The sequence below is a fragment of the Nonomuraea sp. NPDC050153 genome, from assembly GCF_044460125.1.
In the GTDB taxonomy this organism is placed as follows: Bacteria; Actinomycetota; Actinomycetes; order Streptosporangiales; family Streptosporangiaceae; genus Nonomuraea.
Genome location: NZ_JBITJQ010000018.1, coordinates 176335 through 198301, shown reverse-complemented (window position 1 = coordinate 198301; position 21967 = coordinate 176335). Strand labels below are relative to the sequence as shown.

16 protein-coding genes are annotated in these 21967 nt (G+C 73.2%); 6 read left to right on the top strand and 10 right to left on the bottom strand.

Translation table 11 applies throughout. The annotated features are described in order from the left end of the window. Positions 1-4: 4 nt before the first annotated feature. A complete protein-coding gene (locus ACIBQ1_RS36270) occupies positions 5-340 on the bottom strand; it encodes a hypothetical protein (RefSeq protein ID WP_397283835.1) in 336 nt (111 codons plus the stop codon). A gap of 83 nt (positions 341-423) precedes the next feature. On the opposite strand from ACIBQ1_RS36270, the gene ACIBQ1_RS36265 reads away from it, so the two are divergent. Continuing rightward, positions 424-2001: an AMP-binding protein gene (locus tag ACIBQ1_RS36265; RefSeq protein ID WP_397283834.1), complete on the top strand. Its 1578-nt coding sequence runs from the start codon at positions 424-426 to the stop codon at positions 1999-2001. On the opposite strand, the gene ACIBQ1_RS36260 is transcribed toward ACIBQ1_RS36265, so the two are convergent. From ACIBQ1_RS36260 to ACIBQ1_RS36250, 3 genes are read right to left on the bottom strand one after another with little or no spacing between them, the layout of a single operon-like run. Further along, positions 1946-3076: a JmjC domain-containing protein gene (locus tag ACIBQ1_RS36260; protein ID WP_397283833.1), complete on the bottom strand. Its 1131-nt coding sequence runs from the start codon at positions 3074-3076 to the stop codon at positions 1946-1948. The genes ACIBQ1_RS36265 and ACIBQ1_RS36260 overlap by 56 nt on opposite strands. Before the next feature lie 18 nt (positions 3077-3094). After that, positions 3095-4321 (bottom strand): lanthionine synthetase C family protein, encoded by a 1227-nt coding sequence (locus ACIBQ1_RS36255; RefSeq protein ID WP_397283832.1) that lies wholly within the window; start codon positions 4319-4321, stop codon positions 3095-3097. Continuing rightward, a complete protein-coding gene (locus ACIBQ1_RS36250; RefSeq protein ID WP_397283831.1) occupies positions 4318-7308 on the bottom strand; it encodes a lantibiotic dehydratase in 2991 nt (996 codons plus the stop codon). Before ACIBQ1_RS36250 ends, ACIBQ1_RS36255 begins: the two co-directional genes overlap by 4 nt. Positions 7309-7477: 169 nt before the next feature. On the opposite strand from ACIBQ1_RS36250, the gene ACIBQ1_RS36245 reads away from it, so the two are divergent. From ACIBQ1_RS36245 to ACIBQ1_RS36235, 3 genes are read left to right on the top strand one after another with little or no spacing between them, the layout of a single operon-like run. Further along, positions 7478-7696 carry a hypothetical protein gene (locus tag ACIBQ1_RS36245; protein WP_397283830.1) on the top strand — a complete coding sequence of 73 codons (219 nt, stop codon included), beginning with the start codon at positions 7478-7480 and terminating at the stop codon, positions 7694-7696. Next, positions 7612-8868: a lanthionine synthetase LanC family protein gene (locus ACIBQ1_RS36240; RefSeq protein ID WP_397283829.1), complete on the top strand. Its 1257-nt coding sequence runs from the start codon at positions 7612-7614 to the stop codon at positions 8866-8868. Before ACIBQ1_RS36245 ends, ACIBQ1_RS36240 begins: the two co-directional genes overlap by 85 nt. Beyond that, on the top strand, positions 8868-10799 hold the full coding sequence (locus ACIBQ1_RS36235) for an ABC transporter ATP-binding protein (RefSeq protein ID WP_397283828.1): 1932 nt from the start codon (positions 8868-8870) through the stop codon (positions 10797-10799). Before ACIBQ1_RS36240 ends, ACIBQ1_RS36235 begins: the two co-directional genes overlap by 1 nt. Before the next feature lie 109 nt (positions 10800-10908). Here the strand turns inward: ACIBQ1_RS36235 and ACIBQ1_RS36230 are convergent, their stop codons facing one another. The 3 genes from ACIBQ1_RS36230 to ACIBQ1_RS36220 all read right to left on the bottom strand — a co-directional run bounded on the left by ACIBQ1_RS36230 (position 10909) and on the right by ACIBQ1_RS36220 (position 15648). Beyond that, entirely contained in the window at positions 10909-12510 is a 1602-nt protein-coding gene (locus tag ACIBQ1_RS36230) for an AbfB domain-containing protein (RefSeq protein WP_397283827.1), read from the bottom strand. A 68-nt stretch (positions 12511-12578) separates the two neighbouring features. After that, positions 12579-14270, bottom strand: a complete 1692-nt coding sequence (locus ACIBQ1_RS36225) for an RNA polymerase sigma factor (protein WP_397283826.1) — start codon at positions 14268-14270, stop codon at positions 12579-12581. 325 nt (positions 14271-14595) lie between these two features. Beyond that, positions 14596-15648 carry a TerC/Alx family metal homeostasis membrane protein gene (locus ACIBQ1_RS36220; RefSeq protein ID WP_397283825.1) on the bottom strand — a complete coding sequence of 351 codons (1053 nt, stop codon included), beginning with the start codon at positions 15646-15648 and terminating at the stop codon, positions 14596-14598. 479 nt (positions 15649-16127) lie between these two features. Here ACIBQ1_RS36220 and ACIBQ1_RS36215 point away from each other — a divergent pair, with 479 nt between their 5' ends. Continuing rightward, a complete protein-coding gene (locus ACIBQ1_RS36215; RefSeq protein ID WP_397283824.1) occupies positions 16128-17492 on the top strand; it encodes a cytochrome P450 in 1365 nt (454 codons plus the stop codon). A 22-nt stretch (positions 17493-17514) separates the two neighbouring features. Here the strand turns inward: ACIBQ1_RS36215 and ACIBQ1_RS36210 are convergent, their stop codons facing one another. From ACIBQ1_RS36210 to ACIBQ1_RS36200, 3 genes are read right to left on the bottom strand one after another with little or no spacing between them, the layout of a single operon-like run. Next, positions 17515-19263, bottom strand: coding sequence for an acetyl/propionyl/methylcrotonyl-CoA carboxylase subunit alpha (locus tag ACIBQ1_RS36210; RefSeq protein ID WP_397283875.1), 1749 nt, complete (start codon positions 19261-19263; stop codon positions 17515-17517). A gap of 8 nt (positions 19264-19271) precedes the next feature. Further along, positions 19272-19505, bottom strand: a complete 234-nt coding sequence (locus ACIBQ1_RS36205) for an acyl-CoA carboxylase epsilon subunit (RefSeq protein WP_397283823.1) — start codon at positions 19503-19505, stop codon at positions 19272-19274. Continuing rightward, positions 19502-21040 carry an acyl-CoA carboxylase subunit beta gene (locus ACIBQ1_RS36200; RefSeq protein ID WP_397283822.1) on the bottom strand — a complete coding sequence of 513 codons (1539 nt, stop codon included), beginning with the start codon at positions 21038-21040 and terminating at the stop codon, positions 19502-19504. Before ACIBQ1_RS36200 ends, ACIBQ1_RS36205 begins: the two co-directional genes overlap by 4 nt. 87 nt (positions 21041-21127) lie before the next feature. On the opposite strand from ACIBQ1_RS36200, the gene ACIBQ1_RS36195 reads away from it, so the two are divergent. Further along, positions 21128-21805, top strand: coding sequence for a TetR family transcriptional regulator (locus tag ACIBQ1_RS36195; protein WP_397283821.1), 678 nt, complete (start codon positions 21128-21130; stop codon positions 21803-21805). Positions 21806-21967 lie beyond the last annotated feature (162 nt).

The window sequence follows — 21967 nt, the reverse complement described above, 5'->3', positions numbered from 1 at the left end:
ATCTTCAGCACTCTGTGGAGGGAGGCCCCCGCGCCGGGGCCGCCGCCGGGCGGCGGTCGGCGGGGACGTCGGCGGCCGGGCACGCGACCAGCGCCACCCAGGACCGCCGCGGCAGCGGCAGGGCCGACGGCAGCACGGCCGGCCCCGCGGTCCCGGCGGTGCCGAGCAGGCCGTGCCGGGCCTGGCCCACGACATCCCGGTACGGCTCCCGCTGGAGCCCCGCGGGTTCCTGGACCCTCGCGTGCACCGCCACGACGTGCGAGGCGACCTGGGCGTGGGCGGAGGCCGGCAGGAACCACGACAGGAGAAGGAGCAGCGCCGCGGGCAGCGTCGTGCGCATGTCGCCTCCTTCTCCTCGGTGCTCAACCTAGCCCCCTTCGGTGCCCGCGTGCGACGATCAATGCACGGAGGACGGGAGGATCGATGTCCGGTCTGTCGTTCGAGCCCTTGACCCCGACGAGCTTTCTCGAACGGTCGGCGACCGTGTTCGCGCGGCGGCTCGCGGTCGTGGACGGGGAGGTCGCGTTCACGTACGCCGAGCTGTGGGAGCGGGTCCGGCGGCTGGCCGGCGGGCTGGCCGCGACCGGCGTGCGGCCGGGCGACCGGGTGGCGGCGCTGAGCGCCAACGGGCACCTGCTGCTGGAGGCGACGTTCGGCGTGCCGGCGGCGGGCGCGATCCTGGTGCCGATGAACATCCGGCTGTCGCCCGGCGAGCTGGCCTACATCCTCGATCACGCCGAGGTGTCCGTGCTGCTGCACGACGCCGAGCACGCCGGCCTGGCGCGGGCCGCGTCGGAGGCGAGCGGCTCCCGGCCGCGACCGGTGTGCGAGGGCGCCGAGTACGAGTCGCTGCTGGCCGGGGCCGAACCGCGGCTGGTCCCGGTGGCGGACGAGCTGTCACCGCTGTCGATCAACTACACGAGCGGGACGACCGGGCGGCCGAAAGGCGTCGTGTACCACCACCGGGGCGCCTACCTTCAGGCCCTGGCCATGGCCATGCACACCCGGCTCGACGCCGCGAGCGGCTACCTGTGGACGCTGCCCATGTTCCACTGCCACGGGTGGTGCTTCCCCTGGGCGGTGACCCTGGCCGGCGCCCGCCACGTCTGCCTGCGCAAGGTGGAGCCGGGCCACGCCTGGCGGCTGATCCACGAGCAGCGGATCACCCACCTGTGCGGCGCCCCGACGGTGCTCACGTCCCTGCTGGCCCACCCGGCCGCGCCGACCGACCCGCTCGAACCGCGGCTGCTCGCCTGCGTGGGCGGCGCGCCGCCGAGCCCCGTGCTGCTCGGGCGGGCGCTGCGGGCGGGGATCGACGTGATCCACCTGTACGGGCTCACCGAGACGTACGGACCCGCGGTGATCTGCCAGCCGCAGCCCGAGTGGGACGTCCTGGACGTCGGCGAGCTGGCCGGCCTGACCGCCAGGCAGGGCGTGGCCAACGTGATCGCCCAGCGGATCAGGGTGGTCGACGAGAAGGGCGGCGACGTGCCGGCCGACGCCGCCACGATCGGCGAGATCGCGGTCCGCGGCAACGACGTCATGGTGGGCTACCACCGCGACCCCGAGGCCACGGCCCGGGCCGCGCCCGACGGCTGGTTCCGGACCGGCGACCTGGCGGTGCTGCACCCCGACGGCTACGTGCGGCTGGTGGACCGCGCGAAGGACGTGATCATCTCAGGCGGCGAGAACATCGCCTCGGTCGAGGTGGAGAACGCCCTGGTGAGCCATCCGGCGGTGGAGGAGGCCGCCGTCGTCGCCAGGCCCGACGCCCACTGGGGCGAGGTGCCCGTCGCGTACGTGAGCCTGGCCACCGGGGCCAGCACCACCGAGGACGAGCTGATCGAGCACGTGCGGGGGCGGATCGCGCACTTCAAGGCGCCCAAGGCGGTGTCCTTCTGCGAGCTGCCCAAGACCTCCACGGGGAAGATCCAGAAGACCGTGCTCAGGGAGCGGGCGGCGCGCACAGACCGAGCTCGACCAGAGCCTGAGCGATCTTGACGGCCTCGGCGGGGTTCCCGGAGAGCTCGCCGACCTTCACGGGGCCGCTCGCGAGGAGCGCGCAGGCCGCCGTGACCGCGCCCGGCACGCGGAAGGTCCGGTCGCCGGCCTTGACCCGCTCCTCGCCGATCAGCGGCCACGTGCCGGGACGCAGCGCGATCCGGTCGGACAGCCCGATCGAGGCGCCGAGCAGCGCCTGGCTGAAGAGGCCGGCCTGGTGCGCCTCCCCGAAGGCGGGCCTGCTGTAGATCATCTCGTGGACGGCGGGCGCGGTGGCCGCCTCGGTCAGCGCCGCCGCGAGGCGGTCGGCGTACTGCCTGACCATGGGCTGGACGCGCTCGGCAAGGCCGGTGCCCATGGGCAGCGCCGCGGCGTACTCGTCGGAGCGCAGCAGGTCGGTGACGAACCCCTTCAGCAGGTCCGCCCAGGTCAGGGTGTTGACGCTGATCGTGACGTGGACGGAGGCGGAGGCGGCCGTGCGCACCAGGTGCGGCATCCCGCGCGGGACGTGGAGCACGTCGCCCGCGCGCAGCTCGTACGTGGCGCCGTCCCCCTCCGTGGCGACGAGCTTCCCGATGCCGGGGTTCGGCACGATGTCGTCGAACAACGTCCACTGCTTGGCGCCGTGCGCCTGGATCACGATGATGTCCTGGGCGTCGCAGTGGACGTCGAACGCCCGCGCGCCCGGCGGCGCGACGTAGACGTTGGCGTCCACGGGGTGCCCGACGTCGCGCTCGACGGTCTTGCAGAGCTCGTGCAGGCGTGGGAGCAGGAGGTTCACGGTGCCCAGGACGAGCGTCGCGCCCTCGCGGTAGAGCTGGACCACCTTGCCCGGATCGACCACGTCGTCGAGACCGGCGTAGCCGAAGGTGGACGGCGAGGTGTAGCGGGCCGAGGGGATGACGGACCCGTCCTTGACCACGCGGATCCCGGGCGCCCGCAGGCCGCTGCCGGTGAGGACGCGGTCGATGTCCGCCACGGAGGCGACCTCGCCGGGGTCCGGCACCGCGCCCGGCCGGAAGACCGCCCGCCGGGCCGGGAATTCGTCGCCCACGAGGTCCGCGAGGCTCAGCATGATCCATCTCCTCACATGTCAGTCGAGCAGCAGGGCGGCGTCCCAGCCCGTCGCGGGCGGTCGGCCGGTCGCGTGGTGGTGCAGCGCGAGCGCGATCCCGGCCGCTCCTTCGAGCAGCCCCACGCGGTCCGGGGCCACCTCGACGCCTCCCGTCCCGGAATACCGGAAGCCGAACGGGAACTCGGGGCGGAACTCGCCGGCGACCCGCCCGGCCAGCCCGTCGGCCGCTTCGAGCAGCGCCTCGTCGCCGGTCTCCCGCGCCACCTGGCAGGTGACGTGGAGCATCCCGGCCCAGCCGTGGCAGAGGCCCGCGTCGACCATGCCCCATTCGTCCCAGGGCCTGGCGAGTGCCGTGCGGAGCCCGCGCACGGCGGCCTCCCGCCACTCCGGCCGGTCGAGCGCCTGTCCCGCCAGGAAGAGGGCGCGGGCGACGCCCGCGGCGCCGTAGCACCACGCGGGCCGGATGGGCGGCCCGGCGGGGACGGCCCGTTCGAGCTGCTGCCGCAGGGGGACGACGGGCGGCCAGGAGCCGTCGTGCGCCCATTCGAGCAGCCAAGTCGCGATGCGCTCCATCGCCACCTCCTGACCCGGCAGCCGGAAGCCCTCGCGGTGGGCGATGGCGAGCAGGGCCAGCGGGCCGGGGATCCCGTGGGCGAGGCCGAGGTTGAAGTGGCCCTCGCCGGCGGGCGCGCCCCTGACGGAGGCGTGCGGCACCAGCCAGCCGGGGACGCCCTCCGAGCGCGGCTCGGTCAGGGCGATCAGGTACGCCAGCGGCTCCGTGTCGCCGTACGACAGCGCCAGGCGGCCCAGGCCGGTGAGCCCTTCGATGACGTCGTACGCGCTGAAGCGCACCTCGCCCCGGCGCGTCTCCTCCTCGGCGCGCTGCTTGATCAGCTCCCGCACGGCCGGCTCGGCGCGGGCCAGCAGCCCGGCGTAGTCGCCCGGCCGGGTCACCGCCGCCCTGGTCGCGAACAGCAGCGCCGGCAGCCCGTCGGTCAGCCCGTGCCGCCCCGCCTGGGACGCGGCCGCGGCGGCGAGGAAGGCGTGAGCGCTCTCGCGGCGGCCGAGCTCGCTGTGCAGGAGCGCGACCCCGAGATAGCCCTCGTTCAGCGACATCGCGTGCCAGACCAGCGACCGGCGGCCGTCGAGGAGGCGGTCCTGGTTGGCCGAGGCCACCCGGGCCACCTCGACGGGGTCGGCCAGCCGCCGCGCGACCTCCTCGACGATCTCCGCCGTCTCCGTCATCGCCCGTGCCTCGCCCGGTCGCGCAGGGCCTGGACGGCGCCGCGGGCGATGGCGTACGAGGCGCCCTCGGCGGTCTTGGAGGCGCCGACCAGCCGGTTGTGGTGCATGTGCAGCAGCGCCTGGAGGGGTGACCTGCGCTCCAGCGAGCGGATCAGCTCGCCGTACGCGGTCACCGCCGGCCTGCGGGCCCGCCAGATCTCCTCCAGCCGCGGGTCGAGGCCCGCGCCGCCGACGACCTCGACGGCGCTGCGCCTGATCGCCTGGAACGCGCGATGGTGCTCGTCCACCGGGTACGCGGCCAGCAGCCGGTCCTCCCACCCCGGCCCGTGGAAGGCCCGGGCCAGGTCGGCGTAGTTGGCCGCGGCGAGGAGCTCCGGGCGCAGGTCAAGCTGGAGGCGCAGCTGTGCCAGCACCGCCTCGCTGTCGGCCGTGAACACCCGCTCGGCCGCCTCCAGCGCCTCCAGCCCGCCGTACCGGTCGATCTCCGGCTCGTACGTGTCGAGCTGAATGGTGCGGGCGAGCCCGGCCCGGCACAGGTCGGCGGCCCAGTCGTGCACCAGGGGCAGCACGTCGCGCTGGAGCAGGGCCGGATTCCCGTGGAAGCGCAGGCGCAAATGGGCGCCGGGATCGAAGTAGCGGATGAAGAACCAGCGGTCCACTCCCCCGGGCAGCGCGTCCAGCAGCACGGGGAGCCGCTGCCTGAGCAGGTCCGTGTGCCGGTCGGCCGAGGCGTACAGCTTGGCGAACAGCCACTCGCCGCCGGGGTGGTGCCGCACGACCGGCGTCCCCGCGCGGGCCGAGGTGCGCACCGCGGGCTCCGGCGCGGCCGAGCGGAGCGTCACGACCAGCTCGTTGGCGTGGCCGCCCAGCCAGCCCGTCCCGAACCCGCTGCCGCCCGGCGGCTCCACCAGCAGGGTGCTCGGCCTGCGGGCCAGCTCGTCGCGCAGGATCCGGCGGTGCAGCGGGGCGTCGAGGTCGAGCCCGACGCGGTTGTCGCCGTTGGTCAGGTAGACCTCGTCGGGCACCTGCCACCGCTCGCGCCAGGCGTCGAAGCTCCGGTCCCAGTCGGCGTCCGGCGCCTTCCTGTCGTTGAGCTCGGCGGCGGGCCGCCAGATGGCCGAGGCCAGGATCGTACGGCCGCGGCGCACGCGCGGCAGGAACGGCAGGACGCCGCCCGCCCCGGCCCAGTCCCACCCCTTGCACGCCCGGTGCCGGTCCTCGCCCAGCTCGTAGATGAAGCGGACCAGCTCCAGGGCGACGCGGGGGACGACGAGCATGTGGAGGGTGGCGGGCACGATCTCCGTGTCGAGCCGCGGGCAGAACAGGAACAGCCGCTCGCCGGCGGCCCCCACCGCCAGGTCGTCGAGGGTGAGCACCGACGGGTCGCCGCGGTCGGCGTACCGGCCGATGGGCAGCGTGCGGTCGGCCAGGGTCGGCACGCGGGCCACGTTCGAGATCCGCGACCACGCCGGCTGGAACGTCACCTGCGCCGGCACCGCGCCTCCACCCTCGGCCTCGCGCCACAGCCGCGCCGTCTGGTCGCGCAGCTCGCCGAGCAGGTACGTGAACCGCCCGCTCATGGCCCCGCCACGGCGCGAGATCGGCATGTTCGCCAGCACCAGCCGGAAGTCGCCCCGGTCCAGCGCCTCCGCCGAGTCGGCCAGCAGGTGGGCGCCGATCTCCAGCACCTCGGGCAGCCGCCCGTCGTCCGCGGTGGCCAGCCGGGCGAGGGTGTGGTCGTCCAGCTCCACCTCGCGCACGCCGTCGAAGACCGCGCCCTGGGCCAGCTCGCCGAGCACCTTGTCGCGGTAGCGGTTCCCCTCGGGGTCGGCGTCCGCGCGCTCGGAGGCCCGGTAGCCGGCCGGGGCGCCCAGCCCGAACTCGGGGTCCAGCAGCTCCTTGACGGGGACGAGCCGGGCGGTGCCGTACCTCGTCACGAACTCCTCGAAGTAGCGGCGCAGGTGGTCGGAGCCCTGGTCGGGCGGGGTGATGCGGGTCAGGACGCCGGCCATCGACCCGAACTCGGCCGCCACCTCGCGCGGGAGCCGCACGTCCACGTCGAGCTTCAGGTCCACGTGCGGCGCGTGGTGCTCGGGGCGCAACCGCCTGGTGGCCCGTTTGGTGGCGCCGAGCAGGTCGTTCCAGGCGGGCAGCCCCTCGCCCGGCGCGGGCTCGGTGTACGAGCGCAACGCCGCGGAGACCGCCTCAAGCCCCTCGTCATGCGGGAGCCGACTCGCGACGTGCGCGATCGGGTCGGGGGCGTCGTCGGGGGGAACGAGCTCGGTCAGCAGCACCGTACGTTCGACGAACTGCGCGAGCACGCCCTCCACCTGCTCGCGCGTCCCCTGCGGGAAGGCCGCGCGGAGCTGGTCCGCCAGCTCGCCGAACAGCACCGGCCGCCGCGCCCGCTCCATCACCACGCGGACCAGGGCGGTCAGGCGGACCGACACCTCGAGCGCCGCGCCCTCGCCGTCCTGCGGGAGGTAGGGCAGGGCCAGCCGGTCGCCGCGGGCGAAGCACAGGTCGTTGAGCACGACCCGCAACCGCCGGAGCACCTCGGGGTCGCGCTCGTGGTCGCGGATCAGCGCGAGCAGCCAGGCCGTGTCGGGGCGCACCCCCTTCTGGTGGTGCACGCCGATCCTGGCCTTGGCCGAGTCGTCGAAGCGGGCCGCCGCCACCCCCGCCATCAGGCCGAACGGGGTGGGCCTGGTGGCCATGCGCAGCACGTAGCGGGTCGCGGAGACGACGGCGCGGCGCAACTTCTTCGGCTCGACCGGGCGACCCTCGTGCACGGCGTCGAGCGTGTGCGCGAGCGACGGGCTGGAGACCGCGATCGCCTCCCTGACCAGGGGGTCGGCGGTGACGGTCCGGAGGTATCCCGCCGGGTCGCCGTGGTCGCTCCGCGTCCCCTGCCCGCGCGCCGCCGGGAGCGCGCCCATCCGCAGCAACGCGAAGTCGGCGGCGATGAATCCTGCCTTGTCGGTCACCCGCTGCCCCTTATCTGTGTCCGGGTTGACTGAGGACCGTACCATCGCATTTTCGCTCCCGTAAAACCCTTCCAAGTTATTCGAAACGGCGGTCTCGAGGCCGTCCGCTCTGTAGGGTCACTCCCCGATCAACTCTTACGAGGGAAATCGACGAAGAAAGGCAGACGATATGAGCCCAGTGGCCCAGATCGACCTCAGTGAGGACGTGTTCGACCTCGACATCGAGCTCGTCGTGGAGTCCGGCGCCGTGCCGCCGATCTACGCCTGCAGCGGCACCGACAGCACCTGCGGCACCCAGGTCTCGTGGAGCGGGACGTGCTACGGCACGCAGGACTGCGGCACGTGTTCGCCCACGTACGGGGCCAAGGCGCCCGGCCGTTGCGTCTGATCGCAGGTGCACGGAGGGCCGCCGCCCTGGCCATCGCGCAAGAGGTGGCGGCCCGCCTGGCCCGGCCGGAATCCCTTTCTCCGGCGCCGGACCGGTGGCCCGATTCGCTGGCGCGCGGAAAACTCGGACTCGTCCCGCTTTATGCGGCGCTGGATGGCCTGGCGCCGAATTCAGAATGGGACGTGTCCGGCCATCATATTCTTAAGGACGGCACATTTACCGGACCGGGCGGAACGGCCGGCCTTTTCTCCGGCGGGCTCGCCGGATTCGGCGTCGCGACGGCGCTGATGGGGCGGCGCGCGGGCCGTTACGGCAAGGTGCTCGGGCGGCTGGACGCGGCGGTGAGGCCCGTGGCGGGCCACGATCTCATCGACGGTACGGCGGGCGCCGGTGTCTACCTGCTCATGAGATCTCCGTCCGCCGGTCTGGAGGCCGTGGCCCGCGAGCTCGCGCGGGGCGCCTCGGCGTGCCCGCCGTTCCCCATGCGCCGGATCCCGCCGGGCTGGTCCGTCGGGGACGGCTACGCCGACTGCGGCCTGGCCCACGGGGTAGCCGGGCCGCTCGCCGTGTTGTCGCTGCTCAGCGGGCAGGCCGAGGAGATCGCGCGGCCCGCCGTGGAAAGGCTGGCCGAGTGGCTGCTCGGCGCGGCGGTGCGGGACGAGTGGGGGACGGCGTGGCCCGCGGGCGTGGACGGCGCGCAGGCGTACCCGTCGCCGCGGCGGGCGTCGTGGTGCTACGGGGTGCCGGGCGTGGCGCGGGCGCTGTGGCTGGCCGGGGAGGCGCTGGACGAGCCGCGCTACCGCCGCGCCGCCCGCGACGCGATGGCCGAGCTGCTCGACGCCCCGGACGGGTGGGGGCTGGACTCGCTCGGCGTGTGCCACGGGCTCGCCGGGCTGATGTTGATGACGGCGACCTTCACGGGCGACGGGTCCGGAGCGGCGGGCGGGCGGGACGAGAAGGCGGCGGGCGCCGAGCCCGGAGCGGCGGGCGACGGGTTCGGAGCGGCGGTGGAGCTGCTGTTCGACCGGCTGTGCGCCGCTTACGACAGCCGCCTGCCGCTCGGCTTCGACGTGGCCGGTCCCGGGCTGCTCAACGGCGCGGCGGGGATCGCCCTGGCGCTGCTGGCCGTGACGGGTGACCTGGAGGCCGCGTCCATGTTCCTGGCGGCTTGATGGGGCGGCATCGCGCGGGCGCCCACGACGCCTCGGTCCGCGGGGTCCCCGGGCGCGACCCGCTGTTCGGCCGGGGCATCCGCCTGTCGTTCGGGCAGCTCAGGCACGAAGGGGCGGGGCTGCGTACCGGCTTCGTGTCGATGGTGCGCGAGCTGCCCGGCCTGATCTCCGTCGCGGTGCGGCTGGCGCGGCAGGCGGCGCCGAGGGCCCTCGTCGCCGTACTGGTCGCGGAGCTCCTCGGCGGGGTGGCCACGGTGGTCACGCTGCTGGCCACGTACCGGGTGCTCGTGCCCCTCATGACCGGCGGCCCGACGGCCGAACGGATCGCGGCCGGGGTCCCCGCGCTCGCCGCGATGGCCGGTGCGGCGGCGACCGGCAGCGTGATGCGGGCGATCAGCAAGGCGGCGGTCAGCCGCCTCGGGCCCAAGATCGAGCGCCTGGCCTACACGCGCCTGCTGGAGGGGGCCGCCGGCGCGGAGCTGGCGGCGCTGGAGGAGGCGGGGTTCCACAACCTCCTCGAAGCCGCCCGGCAGGGCACCCGCTCCGCGCGCATCGTGATCACGCAGGCGGCCCAGCTGCTCGCCGGCCTCACCACCCTGCTCGCCGTCGGGAGCGTGCTCGGGGTGCTCCATCCGCTGCTCCTGCCGCTCCTGCTGGCCACGGTCGTGCCGAAGGGCTGGAGCGCCGTACGCTCGGCCCGCGCCCGCTTCGCCTCCGTCAAGCGGCAGCTGGAGCTCACCCGGCAGCTCGACGTGCTCAGCGGGCTGCTCACCCGTCCCGACGTCGCGCCCGAGATCCGCGCCCATGGCGCGGGCCCGTTCCTGCTCGGGCACTACGGCCGGCTCTCCTCGCTGGCCGAGGGCGAGCAGGCCCGGCTGGGCCAGGACGAGGCCCGCCTCGCGCTCGCCGGGGACGCCGTCTCCGGCGTCGCGACCGCGATCACGTACGCCACTCTGGCGGGGCTGCTGATCGCCGACGCCATCCCGCTCGCCGCCGCCGGGGCCGCCGTCCTGGCCATCCGCACCGCGAAGGCGGGCCTGACCAGCCTGGTGATGTCGATCAACCAGGTGTACGAGCAGGGCCTGTTCGTCCTGGAGTGGGAACGCGCCTGCGAGGAGGCCGGCCGCCAGCGCCTGCGCAGCGGACCCGTGCCCCTTCCCGCGCACCCCGTCGAGATCCGGGCCGACAACCTCACCTTCGCCTACCCCGGGCAGACCCGGCCCGCGCTCGACGGCGTCAGCGTCCGGATCCTGCCCGGCGAGATCGTGGCCCTCGTCGGCGCCAACGGCTCCGGCAAGAGCACCCTGGCCAAGCTGCTGGCCGGGCTCTACCTGCCGACCGGCGGCAGCGTCAGCTGGGGCGGCGTGCCCATCGAGCTCCTGAACCGCCGGAGCGTCTTCGACCGGATCGCCCTCGTCGCCCAGGACTTCGCCCGCTGGCCCGCCACGGCCCGCGTCAACCTGGCCCTCGGCCGCGCCGACCGGGCCGATGACCGCGAACGCCTGCGGCGCGCCGGGGCGGCCAGCGGCGCGGACACCGTGGTGGCGTCCCTCCCCGACGGCTGGGAGACGCTGCTGGCCCGGGAGTTCATGGGCGGGACCGAGCTGTCGGGAGGGCAGTGGCAGCGCATCGGGCTGGGGCGCGCGTGGTTCCGGGACGCGTCCGTACTGGTCTTCGACGAACCGACCTCGGCGCTCGACCCGAGGGCGGAGATCGAGATCTTCGACAAGGTCGCGGGGCTGGCCGCCATCGGTCGCACGGTCATCCTCATCACCCACCGCCTCACCTCGGTGACGCGCGCGGACCGCATCTACGTGTTCGAGGCCGGCAAGGTCGTGGAGCACGGCACCCACGAGGGCCTGATGCGCGTCGGGGGCTCGTACGCCGCGATGTACCGCCTCCAGGCCGCCCAGTACGCCCACACCGACTGACCACGCACGGGGCCGAGCCGCCGTCGCCCCCTTCCTCACCCCCCGAAAGGACCTCGGCCGAAGTACGGACCGCACTTCGGCCGAGGTCCCTTGAGGCAGGTGCAGGGGGTCAGGAGGGTGGGGTGGGGCGGAAGGAGGTGTCGGCGCGGAAGAGGGATGTGTTTTCGGTCTTGTCCAGGCGCAGCTGCTCCCCGCGGTGGCGGACGAAACGGCCCGGGTAGTTGACGGACTCCAGGCGTACCGAGCCCTCCGTCGTGCCGGGGCGGGCGTGGAAGGTGGCGTCGCGCCGGAAGAGGGCGGTCCCGTCGCCGGCCTCGAAGCGGATCAGGAAGTCGCGGTGCCGCAGGTAACGGCCGGCGGGGTCGACGAAGGAGTAGGCCCTGGCGTCGTCCAGACCGGGCACGACGCGAAGGGTGACCGGTTCCGTCCCGATCCGGCCCGTGGCCTGGATGTACGCCTCCGGCCGGTTGACCGGCCGGAACACCCGGGACACCCCCGTGGCGAGCAGCCCGCCGCCGCTCGTCGCGGTGGCGCGGGTGAAGGTCAGGGTGCCGAAGCCGAGGTGGTCGTACTTGGAGCCGCCGTAGTCCCCGCCGCCCCCTTCCGGGGCGACGCGCTTGCTGAACGCCTCGATGTACGGCACCGCCAGCCCCCGTCGCACCCCGTAGTGGTTGAGGAGCAGCGCCCAGACCGGATCGGCGGCGCCCCGCCCGGCGGCGGAGATCTCAGTCTGCTGCCGCTGGACGCAGGTCGTGCCCTGCCCCCACTCGTACGTGGTGAACGGCACCGATTCGCCCAGGTTGTACTTGGCCACGTACTCGGCGCCCTTCATGAAGCGGTCGTCCGCGTAGCCGTACAGGTCGATGCCCTGGTTCCAGGCCATCTCGCAGATGACGCCCATCCACCCGACGCCGACGCTGGTGTGGCCCTGGTCGCGGCCGCTCTCCTGCCACTGGCCGAGCCCGCCGGGGTGCAGGAACGGGACCGCGTTCATGATGGAGCCGTTGCCCTTGCCGTGCTTGAAGTACTCGACGGCCTGGTCGACCTTGGCGCGGTCGTCGCAGAGGATGCCGATGGCCAGCACTGAGGCCATGTTGCACAGGTCCCAGTTGGCCCAGTAGTTGGTGACGCAGGCGTCGTTGTGCTGCCTCAGGAACCGGTCGTTCATCGGGTAGAAGACCGTCAGCAGCATCTTCGTGAAGCGATCGAGGTCGAAGCCGGGGTAGCCGCGCATGATCTCGGCGGCGTTGGCGAGCTGCCAGCCGAGGATCCCGGCCGCCAGGTAGCGGTCGGCGTTGCCGGTGACCGCCTTGAGCGCGGCCGACCAGGCGTTGAGGATGTCGCGGGCGGCGTCGCCGTGCGCCTTCTCCCCGCTGATCTTCCAGCGCAGCGCGTTCTGGTAGGCGGCGGCCACGTCGATGGCGAGCTGGACGTGGTTCGCGCCCGTGCCGCCCCTGACCACCGTCTCGAGCGGGCGCGGCTTCCAGGTGCTCTTGGAGCGCCCGTTGGCCGTCAGCTTGTCCCAGCCGGCCTTCCACGGCTGGGCGCCGGCGTTCACCTGGGCCCGCATCCGGTCGAAGTCGGCCTGCGTGTGCAGCAGGCCGGGATGCTTGAAGGCCGCCGCGGCCGCGGGTGCGGCGGGCAGTACGGCGGCGGCGCCCGCGGTCGCGGCCGCCATCAGCACGCTCCGGCGGGAGGGCTGCGTGGTCATGGAGATCCTTCCTCAGGGGTCACTCTCGTCACAGGAGACCGCCGCGATGAGTCCGGATAACACAAATCTCAGACCCGGCTCCGCTGCGGGACCCGCTCCGGGTTCGCCGCCCTGGTGGCGTACTGGGGGACGGGGGCGCGGTCGTCGCCGGTGTCGCGGGTCAGGCCGTACCGGACGATGCCCCTGGCCGGGTCGGGTCCGGCCGAGATGTCGGCCCAGACCTCCTGCCAGGTCTTGGGCGCGACGGTGAGGTCGATGTCCGTGCCGCTCTCGTTGTTGCGGAAGGTGACCCGGCCGTCGAGGTAGTAGAACTCGTTCTGCCACATCTGCTGCTGCCCGCGCGGCAGCCGTACGAAGCCGGTCTCGGGCGAGCCCATCCAGGTCACGCCGGGCGCCTGTTCGTCGTCCATCCGCCGGCCGCCGCCCGAGGCGACGTGGAACAGCTTGCCCTTGAGCCCGGTCCAGGTCGCGGGCAGGAAGGCGCCGACGCGGTTGCGGTAGAGGATGCCCCAGCGGACCTGGACGTAGCCGCGGCCGGTGATGGTGACGTAGTCGCCCCGGTGGGTCATCGACGGGGCCCCGCCGTACCGGGAGTATCCGTGCTTGCCGCCGATGGCGACCGTGCCGCCGGGGCGCCTGGGCAGCGGGGCGGGCGGGCGGTTCCTGGGCGGCGCCTGGTCCACCGCGTCGACCGTCAGCCCGTACGGGTTCCGCGCGGGCCTGGCCGGGCGGCGCGAGGACGTGGGCGTGATCCGTGGTGAGGACACGGGCGAGGACGACACGACCGCGGGCGTGGCCTGCCGGGGCGGCGCGGGGTCGGGCAGGAGGGTCTGGACGACCACCGCTCCCCCGGCGAGCAGCGTGGCGCCGGCCGCGGTGACCGCGATCGGCTTGGTGGCCAGCGCCGAGCCCGCCGCCGCCTTGCCCTTGGCCAGCAGGCCGCCCTTGAGCGCGGGCGCGGCGGCCGTACGGGCGATCTCCAGCAGGCCGGCCGCGATGCCGGCGGGGACGGCCACCAGGCCGAGCCCGGCCAGCAGCCGCTCGGCGGGCACCAGGTCGGAGAGGTGCTCGCCGCAGACCGGGCAGTCGCGCACGTGCCGCGACAGCCGCTTGCGCCACAGGTCGGACGGGGCGCCGTTCCAGGTCTCCGCCACGGCGGCCAGCCCGGCGCAGCGCGGGCGGGCCGACAGCGCGCGCACCACCGTGCGGGCGGTCTCCAGGCGGCGCTTGGTGCGCTGGACGCGTACGGCGGCGTGCTGCTCGTTCGTCCCCAGCGCGGCGGCCAGCTCGGCCCTGGCCAGCTCGCCGGCCACCTCCATCCACCACAGCGCGAGCACCTCGCGGTCGTCGGCATCGAGCCAGCGGGCGGCCTCGGCGGCCTCCTTGCGCTGCCCGGACAGGCCGAGCCGGGTGACGGTGAGCGCGGCGAAGTCGGAGGCCGCGTCGGCCAGGCCCATCGCCTCGTCGATGGCGGCCAGCGCGGCGCCCGGGGCCTGCCGCCACTCGCGTACCTGGTTCAGGGCGACGGCGACGAGCCAGGAGCGGAAGCTGCCGGGGTCGCGCAGCCCGGACAGGCCGGTCACGACCCTGGCCATGCTCTCCTGCACGACGTCGTCCACGTCCGGGTGGCCGTTCATGGCGCGGCCCACGATGTTGTACACGAGCGGCAGATGGCTCGTGACCAGCTCGTCGATCGCGCCACGGTCGCCCGCCCTGGCGGCGATCACCGTTTCGACGTCGTACGTCGGCCGCGCGTACATTCATCACCTCGATCCGGAGCCCCCGCTGCTCCGATCAGGAGACAGGAGTGTCACCGATCCGACAACACAAAACGCGCATTGTTCCACTTATCGCCTACTAGGTGTCAATGCTCGCGTCAGGCGACTCCTCCGTTGGCGTAAAGAATCTGGCCGTTCACCCAGCGGGCCGGGCCGGCGAGGAAGGCGACCACCTCGGCCGGCGACCTTGCCGGTCACCGGCCGCCCGGCCGCGCTGACCGAGGCCGAGCGGGCGCTGCTCCTGCAATGGCTCGCCACGCCGGCGAAGGAGCGCGGCTGAAAGGCTCGCCGCGCACGGGGGCGAGGCTCACGGGTCGGCCGGATCGTGCTGCAGCGCCTTGGGCCGCTCGGCCTCGTCGCCGCCTCCGGGTGCCGAATCGGCGCCCCGGCCGGCGTACAGGCTGGTGAGCGTGACGGTGAGCAGGACCCCGACGATGACGCCGAGCGAGGCGAGGGTGGGGATCTCGGGCACCCACGCCCAGATGCCGTGCGCCCAGTGCAGGACCAGCTTGACGCCGATGAAGGCCAGGATGACGGCCAGGCCGTGGTTGAGGTGGCGCAGCTTGGCCAGCGCGTCCCGCAGCACGAAGTACAGCGCCCGCAGGCCCAGCAGCGCGAAGGCGTTGGTGGCGAAGACGAGGAAGGGGTCCTCGGTCACCCCGTAGACGGCGGGCACCGAGTCGACGGCGAAGACGATGTCGGTGGCGAACACCGCCACAGTGGCCAGGGCCAGCGGGGTGATCGCCAGGCGGCCGTGCTCGCGCACCATCAGGCGGAAGCCGCGGTAGTCGGCGGTGACCGGGACGAACCGGCGCAGCAGCCGGACGCTGCGCATGGAGGAGACGTCGACGTGCTGCTCCTCCCCCTTCAGCGCCTCCCTGAGCACCTTGCCCGCGGTGACGATCAGAACGGCCCCGAACAGCAGGAACGCCCACGTGCCGCTCTGCAGCGCCGCCGCCCCCAGCGCGATGAAGATCACGCGCAGCACGAGCGCCCCGATGATGCCGTACAGCAGCACCCGCTGGGTCAGCTCGTGCGGCACGGCGAAGGCCGTCAGCAGCAGCATGAACACGAACAGGTTGTCCACCGACAGCGACTTCTCCACCACGTATCCGGTGAAGAACTCCACCGCCACCCCGCCCCCGAAGACGCCCCACAGGTACGCGCCGAAACCCAGCGGGAGCACCAGGTAGAACGCGGACCAACCCAGGGCCTCGCGCATGTGGACCTCGTGCGGACGCCGGGTCAACACGATGTCGATCACCAGCAGCAGGAGCAGGGCGGCCACTGTGGCCACCCACAGGGAGACGGACGCGATGCTGCCCTGATCGGGCGCAGCCAGAAATGTCCCCGCGGACATGGAACCTCCTCGAACGTGCTCAGCCGTTCGAGGTCTCCTTCACCCGGGGGTAGCGGGCGGCCGTCCGGGGACGCATGGTACGTCCGTACTGACCGGATCGGCACTTGGGAAGTACTCCCCTCGCAGCCCCAGAGTAGGACATAACCCGTCAATGCTCCACAGCAGAGCCCGAACGGGGTCAGGTGATGGGGACGTCTTTGAACTTCCCGAGCCCCAGCAGGTCGAGGTCGGCCCGCTCGTCCACGCCCCTCAGGCCGGGCACGCGGTGAACCACCCTGAGCAGATCCGCCGGGACCACGTAGCGTCCATGATTCAGGACACGCCGTACACTTCCCTCTTGCCATGACTGGCGCTTTACGTGATGCTTTCAGATCTCTTGAGCGAAACGGCCGAAAGCTCCCAGAGGGCGGCGGCAACCAGAGAGGTAGTTCATCCCCGTGACCCGAGGCCCGTGGCCCCAGCAGCCCGCAGAATCACTGATGTCGATGTCCGTTGAGCCGCTGCTGACCAGGGACTACGACGCGGACCCCGCCTTCGTCCACGAGCGGCTGCGCAAGCGGTACGGCCCGGTCGCCCCGCTCGACGTCCTCGGAGTGCCGGTCTGGTTCGTCCTCGGCTACGAGGAGGTGCTCCGCGTCCTGCAGAACTCGGGCGGCGTCTGGACCAAGAGCGTGGACAGGTGGCGGGCCAACGTCGAGGGCCGGATTCCCGCGGACTGGCCGCTGCTGCCGGTGTTCCAGATCAACAACTCGGCGTTCGCCGAAGGGGCCGCGCACCGCCGGCTGCGCGACGCGTGGACCCACGCGCTGGCGCCGTTCCAGGACCACGCCCATCCGCAGGCCCAGCTGCTGGAGCAGGCCGTCGTGCAGTACGCCGACGACCTCATCGCCCTGCTGGCGGAGAATGGCCCCACGGGGTGGGCCGACCTGGCCGCCCAGTACGCGCGGCCGCTCCCGCTGATGGTCGCCAACCGCATGCTCGGCTTCACCGAGGCGCGCGGCGAAGAGGTCGTGATGGACATCTGGCGGATGGTCGACGCCGGGCCCGACGCCGGCGCGGCGTTCGAGCGGCTGTACGCGGCCATGATGGAGCTCGCGGCCGCCACGCGGGACCGGCCCGGCGAGGACCTGCCCTCCTACATGATCGCGGCCGCTCCGGACCTCACGCTGGACGAGCTGGCCCGCGAGCTGCTCATGCTGCCCGGCCTGCTCGACTTCACCGCCAGCCTGGTCTGCAACGTCGTCGTCGAGGTCGTCTCCAACCGGGACGTGCGGGCGAGCCTGTCGGTGGGCGCGATCGACGAGACGGTCAACCGGGTCGCGCTGCTCAAGCCGCCGATGGCCAACCTGACCTTCCGCTTCCCGAAGACCGACGTGAAGATGGGGAACTACACGATCGCCACCGGCGATCCGGTGATGCTCTCCGTCGCGGCCGCCCACGCCGATCCGCGCTTCGCCGGGGCGCTCGACCACGAGGCCATCCGCAGCACCCGCGCGCACCTGGCGTGGGGCGCCGGGCCGCACAGCTGCCTGGGGCACCGGCTGGCGACCCAGATCGCGACGATCGCGGTGCGCCGGCTCTTCAGCCGGCTAAGCAAGATCAAGCTCGCGCTCCCGGCCGACCAGCTGCCCTGGCGCTCCTCCCCCTTCATGCGCGCGCTACGGTCCCTGCCCGTCCAGTTCGAGCTCGCCGACGGCTACGTACCGGTGACCGAGCGCCCCATCGGCGGCCCCGACGCGTCCGCAGCGCCGCCGTCCGCGGCGGGCGAGGTCCAGGCCGGGGCGCCGTCGGCCCGGACCGGCGGGCTGTGGAACTTCCTGCGCGGGCTGCGCCTCAAGCGCTGAGCCGCCGGCCGGCGCGCGGCCGTCAGGCCGGGTCCTTGATCTCGCAGATCACGGCGCCGGCCGCCAGCGTGGCCCCGACCTGGGCGGACATGCCGACGATGGTCCCGGCCTTGTGAGCCGTGAGCGGCTGCTCCATCTTCATGGCCTCCAGGACGACGATGGTGGCCCCGGCGGCCACGTCGTCGCCGTCGGCGGCCAGCACCTTGACGATGGTGCCCTGCATCGGGCTGACCAGGGCGTTCCCGCTGACGGCGGCCTTGGCCGCGCGGGCGCCCCGCTTCTCGCGCCGGGCAACCGGGCCGGCCGCGCGCGGCCGCGCCGCCCCGGCGGGGAGCACGACCTCCAGCCGCCGGCCCGCCACCTCGACGGTGATCCGCTCGCGCTCGCCCTGTTCCGGAGCCTCGGCGGGCACGCCGTCATAGGGGGCGATCCGGTTGTCGAACTCGGTCTCGATCCACCGGGTGTGCACCGTGAAGGGCTCACCGGTGAACGCCTCCTGTTCCACCACGGCCCGGTGGAACGGCAGCACGGTCGGCATGCCGTCGATCCCGAACTCGGCCAGCGCCCGGCGGGCACGCTGCAGGGCCTGCTCGCGGGTGGCTCCGGTGACGACCAGCTTGGCGATCAGCGAGTCGAAGGAGCCGGGCACCGTCTCGCCCTGCTCGTACCCGGCGTCGAGGCGGACTCCAGGGCCGGAGGGGGCGCGCCAGCCGGTGATCGTGCCGGGGGCGGGCAGGAAGTTTCGCCCCGCGTCCTCGGCGTTGATCCGGAACTCGATCGAGTGGCCGCGCGGCTCCGGATCGCCGTAGCCGAGCTCCTCCCCCGCCGCGACGCGGAACATCTCGCGCACCAGGTCGATGCCGGTGACCTCCTCGGTGACCGGGTGCTCCACCTGCAGGCGGGTGTTGACCTCCAGGAAGGAGACCGTGCCGTCCTGGCCGACGAGGAACTCGCAGGTCCCGGCGCCGACGTAGCCGGCCTCGCGCAGGATCGCCTTGGAGCTGTCGCGCAGCAGGGCCTCCTGGCCGGCGGTGAGGAACGGCGCGGGCGCCTCCTCGACCAGCTTCTGGTGGCGGCGCTGCAGCGAGCAGTCGCGGGTGGAGACCACGACCACGTTGCCGTGCGCATCGGCCAGGCACTGGGTCTCCACGTGGCGGGGCCGGTCCAGGTAGCGCTCCACGAAGCACTCGCCCCGCCCGAACGCGGTCACGGCCTCGCGCACGGCGCTGTCGTACAGGTCGGGGATCTCCTCGGGGGTACGGGCCACCTTCAGCCCCCGCCCGCCGCCGCCGAACGCGGCCTTGATCGCGATGGGCAGGCCGTGCTCCGCCGCGAACGCCAGCACCTCCTCGACCCCGGCCACGGGGTCCGCCGTCCCGGCCACCAGGGGCGCGCCGACCTTCTGGGCGATGTGCCTGGCCTGCACCTTGTCGCCGAGCGCGGTGATCGCCGCGGGCGGCGGCCCGATCCACACCAGCCCGGCGTCGATGACCGCCCGGGCGAAATCGGCGTTCTCGGCCAGGAACCCGTACCCGGGGTGCACCGCGTCGGCGCCCGACCGGGCGGCCACCTCGATGATCTTCTCGATCGACAGGTACGTCTCCCCCGGCGTGGCGCCGCCCAGCGCGTACGCCTCGTCGGCCATCCGCACGAAGAGCGCGTCGCGGTCCTGGTCGGCGTAGACCGCCACGCAGGCGATGCCGGCGTCGCGGCAGGCCCGGACGATCCGGACGGCGATCTCGCCGCGGTTGGCGACGAGCACCTTGCGCAAGGTCGTGCTCACAGGGATCCTCCAAGACTCCATCGCGACTCCCGCCATCCGCGGGGGCCGGTCACCAGGGGGCGGCGCAGCAACGGGCGACGCGCGGGCGAGCCGCCGGGGGCCGGCTCGGGAACGTCGTCGTGCGCGGCGGCACGCAGCGCCACGACGAGGGCGGCCAGCTCTTCCGGCGACGGATTGCCCTTGTCGACCTGCACGTTGACATGCACGTTGACGTGCACGGGCACGTTCACAGCGGGATGTTCCCGTGCTTCTTGGGCGGCAAGGCGTCGCGCTTGCCGCGCAGCAGCCGCAGCGCGCGGGTGACCTCGCGCCGGGTCTCGCTCGGCGCGATCACCGCGTCCACGTAGCCGCGCTCGGCCGCCAGGTAGGGGGTGGCGAGGGTGTCCTCGTACTCCCGGACCAGCTCGGCCCGCAGCGCGTCCGGGTCGTCGGCGGCGGCCAGCCGCTTGCGATGCAGGAGGTTGACCGCGCCCTGGGCGCCCATCACCGCGATCTGCGCGGTCGACCAGGCCAGGTTCACGTCCGCGCCCAGGTGCTTGGAGCCCATCACGTCGTACGCCCCGCCGTACGCCTTGCGGGTGATCACCGTGACCAGCGGGACCGTGGCCTCGCCGTAGGCGTACAGGAGCTTGGCGCCGCGCCGGATGATGCCGTTCCACTCCTGCTCGGTGCCGGGCAGGAAACCGGGCACGTCCACCAGCGTGAGAACCGGGATGCTGAACGCGTCACAGGTGCGCACGAACCGGGCGGCCTTCTCCGAGGCGTCGATGTCCAGCGTGCCGGCCAGCCGCATCGGCTGGTTGGCCACCACGCCCACCGACCGGCCCTCCACGCGCCCGAACCCGACCACGATGTTGGGCGCGAACAGCGGCTGCACCTCCAGGAACTCGCCGTCGTCCAGCAGCGCCGCGATGACCTCGTGCATGTCGTACGGCTGGTTCGGCGAGTCCGGCACCAGCGCGTCCAGCGCCAGATCGTCGGCGCCGAGCTCCAGATCGGCCTCGAACTCGGCCTGCGGCGGCTCGTCCAGGTTGTTCTGCGGCAGGTACGACAGCAGCGCCCGGGCGTGATCGAGCGCGTCCTCCTCGTCCTGGGCCAGGTAGTGGGCGATGCCGCTGCGGCTGTTGTGCACCCGGCCGCCGCCCAGCTCCTCGAAGGTGACCTCCTCGCCGGTGACGGTCTTGATGACGTCCGGGCCGGTCACGAACATGTGCGACGACTCGTCCACCATGATCGTGAAATCCGTCAGGGCCGGCGAGTAGACGTGGCCGCCCGCGCACGCGCCCATGATGAGGGAGATCTGCGGGATCACGCCGGAGGCCCGGATGTTGCGGCGGAAGATCTCGCCGTACAGGCCGAGCGAGACCACGCCCTCCTGGATGCGCGCCCCGGCGCCCTCGTTGATGCCGATGATCGGCACGCCGTTCTTCATGGCCAGGTCCATGACCTTGCAGATCTTCTGCCCGTACACCTCGCCCAGGCTGCCGCCGGCCACCGTGAAGTCCTGCGAGAACACGCACACCTGGCGGCCCTCGACCGTCCCGTAGCCGGTCACCACGCCGTCGCCGTACCCGAGTCCGCCACGGGCCAGCGCGTCCAGCTCCACGAACGAGCCGGCGTCCAGCAGCCGCTCGATCCGCTCCCTGGCGGTCAGCCTGCCCTTCGCGTGCTGCTTGGCTGCCGCGCGGGCCTCACCCACGTGAACTGCCTCGTCCAACCGCTCTTTGAGGCGGGCCAGGCTGCCCGCGGTGCCCTGCGCTGACATTCACCACCACCGGTAAGACTCAGTTTCATATTGACGATACTCAGTTTCGCATCCTTGGATACCCCTAACTTTGGAGACAATGGCCACATGCCGACACCGCCCATCAGCCAGCGCCTCGCCGAAGCCGCCGTGGCGCTGTTCGACGAGCACGGCTACGACCAGACCACCGTCGACGACATCGCCGCGCGAGCAGGCGTGAGCCGCAGCACGTTCTTCCGCTACTACCGCTCCAAGGAAGACGCGATCTTCCCCGACCACGACACCCTGCTGGAACGGATCGCCGCCAGGCTGCGGGCCTCCACCGCCGACACCGCGATCGTCGCCATCACCGACGCGGTGCGCATCGTGCTCGCCCACTACGTCGACGACGCCGAGGTGTCGCTGCGCCGCTACCGCCTGGTCCGCCGGGTGCCGGCGCTGCGCGACAGGGAGATCGCCAGCGTGGCCCGCTACCAGCGGCTGTTCCGCGAGTTCGTCGGCGAATGGCTGGGCGACTCCCCCGACGCCCGCCTGCGCGCCGAGCTCATGGCCGCCTCCGTCGTGGCCGCGCACAACCAGGTCCTGCGAGGGTGGCTGCGCGCGGGCGGCACGTACGACCCCTCCGGTCCTCTCGACCACGCGCTCCGGTACGTGATCGCCACCTTCCGGCACCTGGAGCAGCCGCAGGAGAAGGGCGAGGAGATCGTCGTCGCCACCTTCAGCCGCGCGGCCTCGCCCCAGGACGTCATGGCCGCCATACAACAGCACCTGGAGTCCTCCACATGACGGTGGAAGGCGCAACCCCTTATTGACCCCCCTTTTTTCTGTCGGGGGGCTCAGCGGGCGAGGCCCGCGTTACGGGCGCGGATGACGGCCTCGGTGCGGTCGGCGACGTGCAGCTTGGCGAAGAGGTGCCGGCCGGGGAGCTCCCGCCCCGGCGCAAGGCCG

Coding starts and splice junctions, on each gene's coding strand:
- ACIBQ1_RS36215 (WP_397283824.1), top strand. CDS start 16,128: ATGTCGATGTCCGTTGAGCCGCTGCTGACCAGGGACTACGACGCGGAC.
- ACIBQ1_RS36270 (WP_397283835.1), bottom strand. CDS start 340: ATGCGCACGACGCTGCCCGCGGCGCTGCTCCTTCTCCTGTCGTGGTTC.
- ACIBQ1_RS36225 (WP_397283826.1), bottom strand. CDS start 14,270: ATGTACGCGCGGCCGACGTACGACGTCGAAACGGTGATCGCCGCCAGG.
- ACIBQ1_RS36235 (WP_397283828.1), top strand. CDS start 8,868: ATGGGGCGGCATCGCGCGGGCGCCCACGACGCCTCGGTCCGCGGGGTC.
- ACIBQ1_RS36195 (WP_397283821.1), top strand. CDS start 21,128: ATGCCGACACCGCCCATCAGCCAGCGCCTCGCCGAAGCCGCCGTGGCG.
- ACIBQ1_RS36265 (WP_397283834.1), top strand. CDS start 424: ATGTCCGGTCTGTCGTTCGAGCCCTTGACCCCGACGAGCTTTCTCGAA.
- ACIBQ1_RS36260 (WP_397283833.1), bottom strand. CDS start 3,076: ATGCTGAGCCTCGCGGACCTCGTGGGCGACGAATTCCCGGCCCGGCGG.
- ACIBQ1_RS36245 (WP_397283830.1), top strand. CDS start 7,478: ATGAGCCCAGTGGCCCAGATCGACCTCAGTGAGGACGTGTTCGACCTC.
- ACIBQ1_RS36220 (WP_397283825.1), bottom strand. CDS start 15,648: ATGTCCGCGGGGACATTTCTGGCTGCGCCCGATCAGGGCAGCATCGCG.
- ACIBQ1_RS36255 (WP_397283832.1), bottom strand. CDS start 4,321: ATGACGGAGACGGCGGAGATCGTCGAGGAGGTCGCGCGGCGGCTGGCC.
- ACIBQ1_RS36200 (WP_397283822.1), bottom strand. CDS start 21,040: ATGTCAGCGCAGGGCACCGCGGGCAGCCTGGCCCGCCTCAAAGAGCGG.
- ACIBQ1_RS36230 (WP_397283827.1), bottom strand. CDS start 12,510: ATGACCACGCAGCCCTCCCGCCGGAGCGTGCTGATGGCGGCCGCGACC.